At 70.7% G+C, this 14,389-nt stretch carries 14 protein-coding genes; 5 read left to right on the top strand and 9 right to left on the bottom strand.

Annotated features, from left to right (window positions below; translation table 11 throughout):
- Positions 1-1,257: glycoside hydrolase domain-containing protein (locus tag E7Z54_RS02515; protein ID WP_136431436.1), on the top strand; the 1,257-nt coding region annotated here is incomplete at its 5' end.
- 34 nt (positions 1,258-1,291) lie between these two features.
- Here E7Z54_RS02515 and E7Z54_RS02510 read toward each other — a convergent pair.
- Complete coding sequence (locus E7Z54_RS02510) at positions 1,292-2,566, bottom strand: DUF4910 domain-containing protein (protein WP_136431435.1); 1,275 nt, start codon at positions 2,564-2,566, stop codon at positions 1,292-1,294.
- The gene (gene rfbG / locus E7Z54_RS02505; protein WP_136431434.1) at positions 2,559-3,620 is read right to left on the bottom strand and encodes a CDP-glucose 4,6-dehydratase; all 1,062 of its coding nucleotides are present in this window, start codon (positions 3,618-3,620) and stop codon (positions 2,559-2,561) included. The genes E7Z54_RS02510 and rfbG overlap by 8 nt, the downstream gene beginning before the upstream one ends.
- Before the next feature lie 432 nt (positions 3,621-4,052).
- Between rfbG and E7Z54_RS22860 the strand changes: the two genes are divergently transcribed.
- Entirely contained in the window at positions 4,053-4,832 is a 780-nt protein-coding gene (locus E7Z54_RS22860; RefSeq protein ID WP_168798127.1) for a GH12 family glycosyl hydrolase domain-containing protein, read from the top strand.
- 157 nt (positions 4,833-4,989) lie between these two features.
- On the opposite strand, the gene E7Z54_RS02495 is transcribed toward E7Z54_RS22860, so the two are convergent.
- The 5 genes from E7Z54_RS02495 to E7Z54_RS02475 all read right to left on the bottom strand — a co-directional run bounded on the left by E7Z54_RS02495 (position 4,990) and on the right by E7Z54_RS02475 (position 10,078).
- Complete coding sequence (locus E7Z54_RS02495; protein ID WP_136431432.1) at positions 4,990-5,808, bottom strand: class I SAM-dependent methyltransferase; 819 nt, start codon at positions 5,806-5,808, stop codon at positions 4,990-4,992.
- 194 nt (positions 5,809-6,002) lie between these two features.
- Entirely contained in the window at positions 6,003-7,358 is a 1,356-nt protein-coding gene (locus tag E7Z54_RS02490) for a glutamate-1-semialdehyde 2,1-aminomutase (protein ID WP_136431431.1), read from the bottom strand.
- Positions 7,355-7,990: a PIG-L deacetylase family protein gene (locus tag E7Z54_RS02485; RefSeq protein ID WP_136431430.1), complete on the bottom strand. Its 636-nt coding sequence runs from the start codon at positions 7,988-7,990 to the stop codon at positions 7,355-7,357. The genes E7Z54_RS02490 and E7Z54_RS02485 overlap by 4 nt, the downstream gene beginning before the upstream one ends.
- A gap of 9 nt (positions 7,991-7,999) precedes the next feature.
- Positions 8,000-8,833: a sugar phosphate nucleotidyltransferase gene (locus tag E7Z54_RS02480; RefSeq protein ID WP_136431429.1), complete on the bottom strand. Its 834-nt coding sequence runs from the start codon at positions 8,831-8,833 to the stop codon at positions 8,000-8,002.
- Between the two features lie 15 nt (positions 8,834-8,848).
- Entirely contained in the window at positions 8,849-10,078 is a 1,230-nt protein-coding gene (locus tag E7Z54_RS02475) for a class I SAM-dependent methyltransferase (RefSeq protein WP_136431428.1), read from the bottom strand.
- Between the two features lie 212 nt (positions 10,079-10,290).
- On the opposite strand from E7Z54_RS02475, the gene E7Z54_RS02470 reads away from it, so the two are divergent.
- From E7Z54_RS02470 to E7Z54_RS02460, 3 genes are read left to right on the top strand one after another with little or no spacing between them, the layout of a single operon-like run.
- Positions 10,291-10,977 carry a hypothetical protein gene (locus E7Z54_RS02470; protein WP_136431427.1) on the top strand — a complete coding sequence of 229 codons (687 nt, stop codon included), beginning with the start codon at positions 10,291-10,293 and terminating at the stop codon, positions 10,975-10,977.
- 8 nt (positions 10,978-10,985) lie between these two features.
- Positions 10,986-11,552, top strand: coding sequence for a dTDP-4-dehydrorhamnose 3,5-epimerase (rfbC, locus tag E7Z54_RS02465; RefSeq protein WP_136431426.1), 567 nt, complete (start codon positions 10,986-10,988; stop codon positions 11,550-11,552).
- Positions 11,549-12,256 carry a phosphatase PAP2 family protein gene (locus E7Z54_RS02460; protein WP_136431425.1) on the top strand — a complete coding sequence of 236 codons (708 nt, stop codon included), beginning with the start codon at positions 11,549-11,551 and terminating at the stop codon, positions 12,254-12,256. The genes rfbC and E7Z54_RS02460 overlap by 4 nt, the downstream gene beginning before the upstream one ends.
- On the opposite strand, the gene E7Z54_RS02455 is transcribed toward E7Z54_RS02460, so the two are convergent.
- On the bottom strand, positions 12,219-13,355 hold the full coding sequence (locus E7Z54_RS02455; RefSeq protein ID WP_136431424.1) for a polysaccharide pyruvyl transferase family protein: 1,137 nt from the start codon (positions 13,353-13,355) through the stop codon (positions 12,219-12,221). The genes E7Z54_RS02460 and E7Z54_RS02455 overlap by 38 nt on opposite strands.
- Complete coding sequence (locus E7Z54_RS02450) at positions 13,352-14,251, bottom strand: glycosyltransferase family 2 protein (protein WP_136431423.1); 900 nt, start codon at positions 14,249-14,251, stop codon at positions 13,352-13,354. Before E7Z54_RS02450 ends, E7Z54_RS02455 begins: the two co-directional genes overlap by 4 nt.
- Positions 14,252-14,389: the final 138 nt, after the last annotated feature.

The raw sequence follows: 14,389 nt of genomic DNA, 5'->3' as shown, positions 1-14,389 counted from the left end.
ACCGAACCAGCACCTCCGCCGCCACCGCCTCCACCACCCCCGGCGGCCGGCCCGGCCTGGAGCGGCCACGCGTTCGACGCCTGCCGGGCGCCCAGCCAGCGGGTCATGGACCGGTGGAGGCTCTCCTCGCCCTTCACCGGCATCGGGATCTACCTGGGCGGCATCCACCGGGCATGCGAGCAGCGACACCTGAGCCGGCAGTGGGTGAGGAACCAGACCCGCGCGGGGTGGAGGCTGCTGCCGATCTGGGTCGGTCCGCAGGCGTCCTGCACCGGCTACGACCACCGCATCGTCGGCAAGCCGGGCCGGAACCGGCGGTACGACGCCGCGCGAGCCAGGGGCGTGCGCGAGGCGCGCAGCGCGGCGGCGACCGCCCGTTCCCTCCGGCTGCCGCGAGGCGAGGTCATCTTCTACGACATCGAGCCGTTCGACACGCGTCGAGCGCGGTGCCGTGGGTCGTCGCTCGCCTTCCTGGAGGAGTGGACCAACGAGCTCCACCGGCGCGGCTACCGCTCCGGGGTGTACTCCCACGTGAACTCCGGCATCTCGTTGCTCAGCCGCACCGGTCGTGGCTACACCCGGCCGGACGCGGTCTGGTACGCCTGGATCGACCGCGTCGGCAGCATGCCGGCCAGGTACGTCGCGGATCCGGCGTTCATGCGGACCAGCCGCGTCCACCAGTACGCACTGGACACCAGGGTCGAGTTCGGCGGCATCCGGATGCACATCGACTGGAACTTCGTCAGCCTCGGCGCGACCCGCCGCGCGTCGATGCCGGCCTCCTGCGACCAGGCGGCGGCAAGAGCGCGGCCACTGGCGCTGCGCCGTGGTGCCCAGGGCAGTCTCGTCCGGGTACTGCAGTGCCTCGTCCTTCCCGGCGACCGGCATCCCACGAAGACCAGCGGCCGTTACGACGCCGCCACCGTGCGCGCGGTCCGGCAACACCAGCAGCTCCGTGGCCTGCGAACGACAGGCGCCGTCGACCGACGTACCTGGACGTCCCTGCTGGCGCACGGTCGCACCCCGGTCCTGAGGAAGGGTGCGCGGGGGGAGCCGGTCCGGCGGTTGCAGCGCTCGCTCAACGTCGCGCTCGGCGCGCCGAAGGTGCGGGTCGACGGGGCGTACGGCCCGGCGACCGCCCGCGTGGTGAAGCACTACCGCAAGCGCCTGAAGCTCGGAGACAAGGGCGTCGTCACGCCGCGGGTGTGGAAGGCGCTGAACAGCGGCAAGGTGCTTCCGGCGCGCGCCCGCCGCTGAGCGCTCACCGTCCGGTCAGGTCATCACCCTGCTGTCAGCGGCCCAGGAGGCCCGCATCGCAGAGGTCGCGGGCCGCGCGATGCAGCGCCTCGAACGGCAGATCCGCGCGCTCGGCGATCTGCAGCAGCGTGGTGGAGCCGTCGGAGTACGCCAGCGTCCACAGCATCGCCATCACCGCCTCCGTGGCAGCGGTACCGCCCATGGTGGGGTAGAGGCCGCGCGACCCGAGCTGCGGCTCGCCGCACGGGCTGAGGTTGGTGTAGGCCGCGTCGTGCTCCAGTACGTCGAGAATCCCGAGCACGGCGTCGAGGCTCTCCACCAGCTGGTCGTCGGTGACGAAGTCGAGGTCGTCCGCGGACGTGTGGTACTCCGGATACTCGCCGTGCGGGGTGCGGCTCAGCCGGCCGACGGCGAGGTCGAAGCCCAGCGCGTTGTACTGCCGCTCGTCGTACCCGTACGGGGAGTAGTCACGCTGCTCGCCCCCGCGCCGGCGTACGACGTGGGCCGCGGCTCGGTCGATGGGGCGAGCCCCGTGGCGGGTGCGCTTGTAGACCAGCGGTCCGCCGCCGCCCAGCCCGGTGAGCACGAGGCCGTGGCGCACGCGGCGCACGGCGTCGGCGTTGCGGGAGAGCCAGGTGAGCGAGCCGATCGTGCCCGGCGCGAGGATCAGTCGGTAGGTGTACCGCCGGTGGTCGCGGGCCGCGAGCGCGCGCATCACCTCGCTGGCCACCGCGATGCCGGACAGGTTGTCGTTCGCCAGCGAGGGATGGCACACGTGAGCGCTGAGCAGCACCTCGTCGGTGGTCTCCCCGGGCAGCACCACCTCGCCGTAGGAGAGGTGGCCGGGCGCCAGGCCGGTGTCGACACACACCTCGAACGGGCCGTCCCCCAGCTCCGCCAGCTGCCGGTGGCTCAGGCAGAAGCCCCAGTCGCGGTGGTAGTAGGTCGTGCGGTACGGGATCAGGTCCGGCTGGTCCGGCAGTGTGTGCAGGTGGGGGAGCAGCTGCTGACGAGTCAACCGCCCCCGGAACGGCGTGCTGTAGTTGACCAGGTGCAGGGTGTGGTCGGCGAAGTCGACGACCCGCCGGCCGTCCGGCCGCGCGATCCAGGCCTCACGTGCCTGCCATTCGTCGTTGACTGTCCAGTCGAAGACCTGGGTCCCGGAGGGCACCTCGCTGCGCTCCATTGCGGCCGGTAGCCGGTCGGCCAGCCGCTCCAGAGTCGCCCGTACCCCGTCGCCGGTGATGCTCCGGCAGAGGGGGTAGAGCTCTTCCAGGATCTCCCGCATCCGGCCGGCGGCGTCACCCATCGCCGACCTCCTGGCGCGACAGGTAGTGGTCGACCTGGGCCAGCGTGGCGTCGTACGGCGTGGTGCCGCCGCGCACCGACCGTTCCCACGCGACGGTGAGATCGAACGCCTCGAGTGGCGCCAGCGTAGGCCTCCAGCCGAGCCAGGCGCGGGCGCGGGCGGAGTCGAGCAGCAGCAGGCCCGCCTCGTGCGGCCCCTCGCCAGGCACCGCCTTCCACTCGGCGTCTCCGCCCCAGGACCGAGCCATGGCGCTGGCGACCTCGCCCACGGTGAGCACGTGGTCGGTGGGCGGACCGAAGTTCCAGCCCTTCGCGTGGGCGGGGCCGGGCAGCTGTTCGGCCAGGGTGAGATAGCCACTCAACGGTTCCAGCACGTGCTGCCATGGCCTGACCGCCGCGGGGTGCCGCAGCTCCGCGGGCCGCCCGGCGCCGAACGCGTCGATCAGCTCCGGCACCAGAGCGTCAGCTGTCGCGTCGCCGCCGCCGACCACGTTGCCGGCCCGCGCCGTCGCGACCCCCAGCCCGGCTCGTGGGAAGCACTCTGCCAGGGAGAGCGTGCACAGCTCCGTGCACGCCTTGGAGGCGGAGTACGGGTCGCGACCGCCGAGCGGCTCGTCCTCGCGGTAGGCCCACTCCCACTCGTTGTTGCGATAGACCTTGTCGGTCGTCACCACGACGCACGACCGCACCCGCTGCTGCGCCTGCGCGGCGAGCACGACGCAGACCGCGCCGTCGACGTTCGTGGAGAACGTCTCCACAGGGTCGCGGTAGGACTCGCGGACGACGCTCTGCGCGGCCAGGTGCAGCACCACGTCAGCACCCGAGGCCTCGAGCGCGGTGCGCAACCGATCCCGGTCCCGGATGTCGCCGCGAACGTCGGAGGCGAGTAGTCGGCTGAGGCCCGCGCGGTGGAAGAGGAAGGAACCGGGCGTCTCCAGGGCGTACCCGTGCACCCGGGCCCCGAGCCTGTGGAGGAGCGCACTCAACCACGCCCCCTTGAAGCCGGTATGCCCGGTCACGAAGACGTCACGGCCGGTCCAGTGCTCGGCGCGCATCTCGGGTTGCCCTCGTCAGGCCACGGCCCCGGCGCGTGGCGCCGAGCGTGGCTGACGGTCGGTTGCACGGAAGGGCGGGTCGCGCACGGCGCCGACCTGGCCGCGGTCACCGGTGACGAGGACCTGCATGGAGCCTCCCTCGGAATCGGACTACTTCAGCGCCACGCTAGGAGGCCGCGTACGCCGCCAGGCCGACTCCCGCATGCGCTACCCCATCTTGGGGAGAGGACCCGTGCCCGCCTGTCGACGGATCGCTCGAGGTTCGCCGCGGCCGCCGACGGCGTGCGGCGGATTTTGCATTCCAACCTGTGGCGGCAACTCGGCGGCCGGGAGATCTTCGCGTACCGTCTGGCACTTCGTCGGACTCATGTTGCTCCCCCCGGTGAGCTCTCGACGCCCCACTGGAAAGCACCCAGAAAGGCGACACCCTCGATGAGATCAGTACTGCGATGGCTCGCGGCCTCGACCCTGGCAGCCCCACTCCTGGCCCTCCCTCTCCTGACCGCCTCCTCCCCGGCGTCCGCGAGCACCTGCACGAGCGGCCAGGCCCGATGGTCGTCCTCGGCACCGGACGCGATGTGGTTCCAGGGCAACTACGTCGTGCACAACAACGCCTGGAACGCCGGCGGGTACGACGTGCAGCAGCGGATCACGGTCTGCAGCAAGGGGAACTGGCTGGTCCGGGCCCGGATGGACAACCGCCGCGGAGACGGGGCGGTGAAGACCTACCCGAACGTGCACCGGGACTGGCACAACTGGTCGACCGGTGCCGAGCCGAGATTGGAGACCTTCAGCCGGATCCTCGCCGTGCATGCACACCGCGCGCCCGCCGCTGGGATCTACAACGCCGCGTTCGACGTGTGGCTGAACGGGGTTCCCGGGGAGCACGAGGTCATGATCTGGACCCAGAACCGCGGGCAGCGCCCGGCCGGCTCGGTGCGCGCGCGCAACGTGGAGATCGGTGGGCGCCAATGGACGGTGTGGGCCTCCAGCAGGCGCGACGCGAGCTACATCGCCTACGTGCCCGAGCGCAATTACACGCGGGGCCGCACGGCCGTGCTCGCCACCATCCGCGACGCCAAGCGGCGGGGCCTGCTCTCCCCGAGGGTCACGATCGGACAGGTCGGCTACGGGTTCGAGATCGTCAGCACCGGCGGCGTGGAGCGGACGTTCAAGATGGACGCGTTCCAGCTGGACGTGCGGCGCAGGTGAGGGCGGCCCGGGCCACACCGCCACGGGCTCGCGCACCATCCCCACGCCGAAGGAGAGCCGCCCCGATTTGAGCCGCGTCGCTCCTCCACCAGTCGACCTGTGTCAGTGACCAGTGCGCCAGCGCGCTCGCTGCCGGAGGTTGATGCACACCGATTCGTCAGGTGACCGCCGGCTTGCTGAGCACGAAGTAGGCGTAGCGCCGATCGAGCTCGTTGCGGGGGACCAGAGTCACCAGATGCGGGATCAGTCCGCAGCGCGCCGACAGCTCCCAGAACTCGTCGATCCGGTACGTGGTCATGTCGGCGAATCCGGAACGGTAGGAGCGGCGACGGGAACCGGTGCGCCAGGTGCCATCGGAGTACCGGATCTGGATGACCGCGAGGCCGCCGGGCACAAGCGCCTCTGCGGCGATCCGCAGAAGACGCTCACCGTACTCGGGGGTTGGAATGAGCTCGAACACGTAGAAGGAGACGAACAGGTCGCACGACCTGATCGCGTTGGCCGCCGACTCGGGGGCGTTCACCTCGATGATCACCGAGGTGAACGGTGTCGAGCATACGGTCGCGACCTGTCTGCGGCATTCCTCCACGGTGGCCTCAGCGATGTCCACTCCGATGAACTCGCTCGCCAGTGGGGCAAAGTGGACCGCATTAGCGCCTCCTCCGCACCCCCAGTCGACGATCCGGGGCTGCCGCCACTCCCATCCGACCGCCCGAGCATTCCGCTTGACGAGCTCAAGGTGGTCGCGGCCGAGCCGCGACCACAGGTCGCCAGTGGCGAACATGGGACCCTCGCGCCAATGCGATTGGTCCTCCCACCACGGTCCGGCGGGACGGGACCAGAAGGACTGGGCGTCCGCGGCGATGCGCGTCTCCGGCTGCCGGACTCCGGCGGCGCTGAGGATCTGCTGGGTCACGCGCTTGTAGCGACCACCGATGTGCCGAGCGCGCGACACCACGGAACTCGTGGATGACATTCCATAACCTCCTCGCGTCCGTCGCCGAGCCTGCTCGTCACGCAGACCCAGTGGAGACGGTGTGGTCCAACAGTTCCTCGGGAAACCTTGGTCGTATGGCGATCACGTGCGCGGGCAGCCGCTCCAGATCCGAGACACCTAGGTGGTAACCGCGCATCGTCGTTCCGGCGCAGGGGGATCGTGGGTCAGACACCTCATGTCGGGAACAGCCGCCTTGGGGCTGCCCGCTCGCGAAGCGCGGGGGCCACCGGTCGTCCATGGAGCAGACCGGCCGTCGTTCCGGACTCGAGGGCACGGAGGTACGGCACCAGTGCCTCGCGCACGGCCCGGACGGTGACTTCGAGGTCGGTGTCGGTGTGTGCCGCGGAGATCACGAACGACTGCCCGAGGACACCGCGGCGGAGCAACTCCTGCAGGAACAAGGTGCGGTACTCCTGCGACGGCTGCCGGTCCGGACCGCGGGTGAGGAAGACCTGGCAGGAGGGGCGACCGGCCACCTCGACGTACTCCTGAAGCCCGGCGTCGGCGACCACCGCGCCCACGGCGGCGGCGAGCTTGCGGCCCTGCTCCTCCATTCGGCCGATGACGTCGTGGCGGCGGTATGCCTCCGCGACCGCGAGGTAGGCCGCCAGTCCGGCCGTCTCGGGGCCGTTGGTCGTCGAGAGCAGGAAGACGCGGCGCGCGTCCGTGCGGAGGCCGCCGAGCTCCATGAGCTCGCGCTTCCCGGCCAGGGCCGCGACGGCGAACCCGTTGCCGAGCGCCTTCCCCCAGGTGGACAGGTCCGGCGTGACGCCGTAGACATGCTGGGCGCCTTGGAACGACCAGCGCATGCCGGTGACCATCTCGTCGAACACGAGGACGAACCCGTCCTGGCCGGCAAGGGTACGCAGTCCCTCGAGGAAGCCGGGCGCCGGCTCGGCCAAGGCGGTGCCGGCCTCGAGGATGACGCAGGCGATCTGTCCCGGATGGGCATCGAGGAGGGCGCGCACCGAGCCCAGGTCGTTGTACCGGAAGTCGACCGTGAGGTCGACGCCGACAGTGCCGGCGCTCATCGGGGTGGTCCCGATGAACCAGTCGTCGGCGGAGAAGAACGGCTGCGTGCGGCAGATCGCCGCCAACGGCCGGCCGGTCGCGGCCCGGGCCAGCTTCACGGCCGCCGTGGTGGCGTCGGAGCCGTTCTTGGTGAACTTCACCATCTCGGCTCCCGGAACCTGGGCGACGAACGTCTCGGCCGCCGTCAGCTCGAGCTCAGTCGGCCGGGTGAAGCTCACTCCGTCGCGGATGGCGCGGCCGACCGCCTCCACCACGGGCCTGTAGCCGTGACCGAGCGTGACTGCCCGCAGGCCCATGCCGTACTCCACGTACTCGTGCTCATCGAGGTCCCACACCCGGGCACCCTGACCTCGGACGAGGATTGGTGCCATGCCCTCCGGGTACTGGTCGGAGGCACGCGCGTAGGTGTGCGCGCCGCCCGGGACCAGCTCGTGCAGGCGTTGCTGAGCGAGGGTCGAGCGGGTGAACCGGGAGGTCGGGGCGCCCGCGGTGGTCATCGCAGCTCCACCAGGACCTTGGTGGCGAAGAACGCCTCCGCGTAGCCGGCGCGGCACTCCATCCCGCGCACCCGCATCAGCCCGAGGAACAGCTCGTCGTCCCACCAATCGTGGGCCAGCTGGCTGGGGAAGTGCCGGTTGAGCAAGTCCACCTTGCGGCGGCCCGTCTCCGCGTCGAGGGCGACGTAATGGCTGGGTGCCGCGACGTCCCCGTCCCATTTCGGGATCTCGTAGTGAAGGGTCAGCGCGTCCCGCCACACCGTCGGAGCGAGGGAGCCGACGAGCCGGTGGTCCTGGTGTGCGTCGTCGACCCGAGGCGCCAGGACCAGGTCTGGCCGGCACTCCCGGGAGAGATCCTCCAGATCCTGCTTCACCTCGCCCCAGTGATCCGGGAGCCGGCCGTCCGGCAACCCGAGGAAGTGGGTCTTGACCGAGGGGAGGATCTCCTCCAGTGCTCGCGTGGACTCGGCCGCCCGGTCCGGCGTACCGGTCAGGACCGCGGCGGTGATCTGCAGGCCGGGCCGGTCGGCCAGGGTCAGCAGCGTCCCTCCGCAGCCGATCTCCACGTCGTCGGGATGGGCCCCGAGGCAGAGCAGGTGGAGGGGCCTGTCGGGAAGCAGAAGACCGAGCATGTCAGCCCCTCAGCATGGGACTTGGTCCGCGTCCACCGGGATGATCGGGCGGCCGGCGGCCACCGGGCGGTCCTGCCACATCGCCCAGGGCGAGATGCCGCGGCGGTAGAGGTCCTCCAGCGCGGTCCGCTCCTTCAGGGTGTCCATCGGGGCCCAGAAACCGTCGTAGGGGTACGCGAGTGTCCGGCCGTCCCGGGCCGCCTTCACGCAGCCGTCCATCACCAGGTCGTCACCTTCGTCGAGGTAGTCGAAGATGCCCTGACGCAGCACGAAGTAGCCACCGTTGATGGAGAACGGCATATCGGCGACCGGGACCAACGCGCTGACCCGGCCTTGCTCGTCCATGTCGACGACGTGGAAGGAGTCCTGGGGCTTCACGGCGATGAACTGCGCGACGGCGTCGCTCGCGGCGAAGCTCTCGACGAGCTGGTCCATCGGCGCGTCCGTGAGCACGTCGCCGTAGTTGGCGAGGAAGAGCTCGTCGCCTTCGAGATAGGGGCGGACCCGCCGCAGGCGCTCGCCGATGGCGGTGTCCATGCCGGTGTCGATGAACGTGATCGTCCAGTCGCTGATGTCGGTGTCCAACAGGTCGACATGCTGACCGCCCTTGGTGAGGACGAAGTCGTTGGAGGCGGTCTCGCGGTAGTCCAGGAAGTAGTTCTTCACCGCCTGGGCGCCGTACCCCAGGCAGAGGACGAACTCCGTGTAGCCGAAGTGGGCGTAGTACCGCATGATGTGCCACAGCACGGGGCGGCTGCCGATGGGCATCATCGGCTTGGGCAGCGACTGGTTGTCGGCGCGCATCCGCATACCGAGCCCGCCACAGAACAGCACGACCTTCATGGTTCCTCCTCGTTCTCAGAAGATCTCGAGCCGGGGAAGCGCGACGACGAGCCGCGCACCCCAATCGCGGACGTAGGCCAACTGGGCCGTGATCTCCTTACGGAGGTTCCACGGCATGATCAGGACGAACTCGGGACGGGCCTCGGCGAGCGCCTCGACCGGTCGGATCGGAATATGCGTGCCCGGGAGGAACTTCCCGTGCTTGACGGGGCTCCGGTCGACGCTGAACCGGATCAGGTCGCTCCGGATGCCGCAGTGGTTGAGGAGGGTGTTGCCCTTCCCGGGCGCGCCGTACGCCACGACGGTCCTCCCGTCCCTCTGGCACTGGAGGAGGAACGCCATCAGGTCGAAGCGAACCGTCGCCACCTGGCGTGCGAAGCCGGCGTGACCCTCGAGCGTGTGCAGTCCGGCTGACCGCTCGTCGGCCAACACCTCCGCCACCCTCGTGCTCGGCTCGTCGGCAACCTCGCTCGGACGCGACCAGGTTCGCAGCGACCCGCCGTGCGACTCGAGCTCCTCGACATCGACGACGGTCAGGCCGGCGACGGCCAGGACCCGCTGGGTGGTCAGCAGCGAGAGGTAGGAGAAGTGCTCGTGGTAGATCGTGTCGTACTCGTTGCCCTCGATCAGGCGAAGCAGGTGCGGGATCTCGACGGTGACGGTCCCGGTCTCGGCGACCAGGGCACGGAGACCCTTGGCGAAGTCGACGATGTCGGGCACGTGCGCGAACACGTTGTTGGCGACGACGAGGTCGGCCTTGCCGTGCGCCTCAGCGATCTTGGTCCCGGTCTCCTCGCCAAGGAACAGGACCTCGGTCTCGATGCCCTTCGCGATCGCTGCCTCGGCGACGTTCGCGGCCGGCTCGATGCCCAGCGAGCGGATGCCGCGGGCGACGGCGTGCTGGAGGAGGTAGCCGTCGTTGCTCGCCACCTCGACGACGAACGAGCTCGTGGTCAGGCCGAGCCTCGCGGTCGCCTTGTCGACGTACGTCTCGGCGTGCCTCACCCACGAGTCGGAGTAGGAGCTGAAGTAGGCGTAGTCGCTGAAGATGTCCTCGGCCGGGATGTACGACGGAAGCTGGACCAGCAAGCACTCGGAGCAGACCCGCACGTGCAGCGGATAGAACGCCTCGCCCTCCTCCAGCTGGTCGACGGAAAGGTAGCTCTCGCATGGCGGCGACATCCCAAGATCCACGAACGTCTGGGTGAGCTCGGTCCCGCACAGGCGGCAGCGTGGCTGGTCCATCAGGGTTCCCCCAGGGCTCTGGTTCGGCGACGCGGACTCGTTGCGGACTGGTCCGAGTCTCGACAGAGGTCGTCCCGGCGTCAGGGGGGACCGGGACTTTTGCCCCAATTTGGGGAGTCGCCCACACCGCGGCGCTCCGGGCGCGTCACCGGCGTCAGGATCGGGCTCACGGGCACCCGCCCTCGGGATCACGCCGCAGCACAGGAGCCGCCATGAGGCAGCGAGCAGGCGCCGTCGCGCTGACGGCCGCCTGCGTCCTGCTCTTCGCCGTCCTCTGTCTGCTCGTGCTCACCCGGACGACCGACCGGCTCGACCTCTGGGTCGGCGCCCGGATCGACCCGGACCCGGAGTGGAATCCGCTGCAGGAGAAGGCCGACCACGCTGTACACGCGTTCGGGCCGGTCCGTCAGGTCGCGGTGGTGACGGCGCTGGCGCTTGTGCTCTCGGCGTGGCGCCGACGACTGGGCCCGTTGATCCTCACGCTCGGCGTCGTGGGCGCCGCGTCCGTGGTGGAGATCGGGGTGAAATGGGTGCTGCCACGGCTGGAGTCGCACGACCCGATCCACCATGCCGGCTCCTTCCCGTCGGGTCACCTGACCCTGACCCTGTCCTGTGCCGGTGCCCTCGTGCTCGCGAGCGGCGCCGCCTCCCACTGGTGGGCCTGGACGGTGGTCGTCGCCCTGGGTGCCGCCATGGCCGCGGGGCTGCTGATCACCGACACGCACCGGCTCACCGACCTGGCCGGCGGGGCGCTGATCGCCACCGGGACGCTCGCGCTCGCACGGGTCGCCGCGCGCCTGTTCGATCGCCAATATGGGGGAGAGGGTCCCGATCCGGCGGCCGTCGCGACGCCGAACCCGAAGAATCAGAAGCGGCGTACACCGTCGTCGATCGCGTAGGAGGACCCATGCAGATCGGAACCACGGCCATTCCGGGGGTGGTCACCTTCACCCCGCAGCCGGTCTACGACGCGCGGGGGTTCTTCAGCCGCACGTTCGACGCCGAGATCGCCCGCCAGGCCGGGCTCGACCCCACCGCGTTCGTTCAGGACAGCCTGTCGCGGTCGGCGTACGGCGTCGTCCGTGGGCTCCACATCCGCCTCGGCGCCGGTGAGGGCAAGCTCGTGCGCTGCTCGAGCGGCGCCATCTTCGACGTCGTGGTCGACCTGCGGCAGGGGTCGCCGACGTACCGCTCCTGGCTCTCCTTCGAGCTGTCCGGCGACCGTCAGAACTCTGTCTTCATCCCGCCCGGCTGCGCACACGGATTCCAGGCGCTGACCGCGCCCGCCGACATCTCGTACCGGATCGACCGCGCCCACGACCCGAGCGAGGACCTCACCATCGCGTACGACGACGACGAGCTCGCGATCGCGTGGCCGCTGCCGGTGATGCTCACGTCCTTCAACGACCGGGTCGCACCGCCGCTGTCGGCGCTCACCGACAGGCTTGGACGAGTCGCGGTACGGGTGGCGTGACCGGTCCGGGCCGGCACACGGCTCAGGGCCGCCCGGCCCCGGGTGGCGTCCGCCTGGTCGCCGCGCCGGTGCTCTGGCTCGTCGCGGTGACGTCGTTGGCCGTGCTCAGCGCCTTGGTCTCAGCCGGCCGGACCGCCGGCTTCGACGACAGTGCCCGAGAGTGGTTCTGGCCGAGCGGGGAGTGGGGATGGCAGCAACGGGTCTGTGACGTCGTGGTGGAAGGGCTGCAGCCGCGGGTGAGCGTCGTGCTGCTCCTCGTCGGGGGAGCTCTCGCCGCGCGCAGCTTCCGCTCGCTGTGGCCCCTCCTCCTCACCGGTGTTGCCGTTGTCCTCCTCATCGCTGGGCTGTGGGTCCTGCGCTCAGCCGTGACGCGGGTCGACATGCACGGCGTCGACGGCAGCTACCCGTCAGGTCACGAGGCGTCGATCGTCGTCACGGCGGGGACGCTGGTCCTCGTGGCGCGGTGGCACGGCACGTCCTGGCGCACCGTGGGCGGTGTGGGTGCGACCGCGCTCGTGATGGGCGTCGCGCTGCTCGTGACGGGGACGCACTGGTCCACGGACGTGGTGGGCGGCGCTCTGCTGGGCCTCTCGGTGCTCGGCACGCTGACCCTGGTCGGCGCGGTCGGCGGCTGGCCCGGGCTCACCGAGCCTCGGGGCAGCCACCTCAGCCCAGTGCCAGGGCGCGCTCCAGGTGGTCGGTGACCTCGACCCGATAGCGCTCCCGAACCGCGGCGGCTCGGGCGGCTGTCCCGGGCTCGGCGGCCAGCTTCGGTGCCCGCTCGATGTGCTCCAGGAGGAGCTCGACGTCGATGTCAGCGAGCGGCTGCTCCAGCTCGCCGAGACCGAACTCGGTCAGCAGGCGACGATGCTTGTCGGCGTAGCTCAGCGAGACCGTCGGCCTGCCGAGGGCGAGTGCGCACAGGAGGTTGTGGAACCGCGAGGCGACGACGACCTCGGCCTCGGCCATCTCCCGCATGAGGGCGGGGAGCGTGTCGGCCAGGCTCACGGTGACGGCGCCAGGTCGCCCGGGTGTTCGGGCCGTGACCTCGGCCGCGATCCGGTCCGCCATCGGGTGGTCGGCGATGTCGCCGACGACCAGGGTCACCGTCCGACCGGCGCCCACCAGCCTGCTCACGGCGACGACCAGTCGGGCGGTCACGGAGTCGAGGTCGGCGTACTGCATGATCCCGAGGACTAGGTGACCGGGCCGCGGCGGATGCGACGGCGGGACCGGGAGGGCGAAGGCGAGGTCGGGATGCACCGGGCCTGTGCGGCCGTATGCGGCCACAGCGGCCCGGGATGCCTCGTCGCGGAAGCTCACCTGCGCCAGCCTGGCCGTGCCGCGGTGGAGCAGCCGGGTGAGCGGATGGGCGGCCGGCTCCGCGCCGATGCCCACCAGCACCACCCGGCGGCCGCGCACCCGGCACGAGAGGGCAGCAAGGAACAGCCAGTACGGCAGCCCGGCGGGTCCGGGCGTCAGGTTGGTCTCGAGGACCCCGGTGCCGGGGACGACGAGGAGGTCGACATCGCGGGTGAGTCGCCACGTGCGCGGGACGTCCCACAGGCGGCTGGCGAGCTTGGCGAACCTCCGGAGGGGACCGCCACCTGGCCCTGGCCGGTAGGCCATCAGCCTGACCGCCGGAAGACCGTGCTCGCGGCGTACGACCTCGGGGTCGGCCACCAGCCCACGGAGCTCGACCTCGGGGTGACGGGTCCGCACGTGGTCGAGGAAGGCGGCGAGGGTGCCCTCGTTGCCGAGGTTGCCCATGCCGAAGTACCCGTAGACCGCGAGCCGGGTCACCGCTCTGCCCCAACCGGGGGACTCGCCTCGACCGGGCGGTGGTTGCGACGCGTGGCCAGACGGCTGAAGAGCCAGCCGGCCACCTCCAGCAGCGCTCGGGCCCGGTCCGCGGCGGTGACCGGCGCGGTCACCACCGCCCTGACGAAGCCGAGCACGTACTCGACGTGCATGCGGACCAACGGGTGCCGCCACCGGTCGGCACGCTCCGGCCCGAGGACCACTGCCCGCTCCCGCAGACCGCCGGCGAGCGTCGCTCGCCCTGCGTGCTGGCGCCGCCAGTAGAGGACGGCCTGAATGTGCCGGAACTGACCCTGCATGACGAGTCCTGCCATGAAGGTCCGATCAGCGTTGTAGTAGGTCCCGTGGGGAAGCGCCCGGAGCAACACGTCGATGCGGATGAGCCCGTAGAAGTCGTTGCCCCCGGGCTCCCGGAGCAGGCTGCGCAGGCGGGCCGGCGCGGACGGGTTCTCCGTGTCCAGCCGGTAGCGCACCTCGCCGGTGCGCACGCCGTGCTCGTCGACGAACGCGTCGCCGCAATGGGCCAGTACCGCCTCCGGGTGTGACTCAAGGACCGCGACGCACCGCTCGACGAGATCGGGCGCGTAGAGGTCGTCGTGCGATGCCCACTTGAAGTACCGACCGCGTGCCAGCCGGGGCAGCACGTTGTGGTTGCGGGCTGCGCCGATGTTCTCGCGCTGCCGGACGTACCGGATGCGCGGATCGCGGGCGACGTACTCCTGGCAGATCTCCGCCGTGGCGTCGGTCGAGCCGTTGTCGGAGATGATGAGCTCGAAGTCAGTCCAGGTCTGCGCGAGCAGCGCGTCCAGCGACTCCCGCAGGAACCGCTCGCCGTTGTAGACGGGCAGGCCGACGGTGACTGTCGGTGCAGCGCTCATGACGTGACTCCTTGCAAGCGGGGCACCGGGTCGGTGCCGGGGAGGGTGCCGACCTCGGGCCCCGCGGGCAGGGCGGCCACGTGGTCGGCGAGGCCGCGGCGCAGGTGCCACCACCAGATGACGGCCGCGACGGTGGTG

Origin of the sequence: Nocardioides sp. (genome assembly GCF_004803405.1) — a bacterium.
Lineage (GTDB): Bacteria > Actinomycetota > Actinomycetes > Propionibacteriales > Nocardioidaceae > Nocardioides > Nocardioides vastitatis.
The sequence above is the reverse complement of the archived record's forward strand: the minus strand, read 5'-3'. Positions and strand labels throughout refer to the sequence as shown.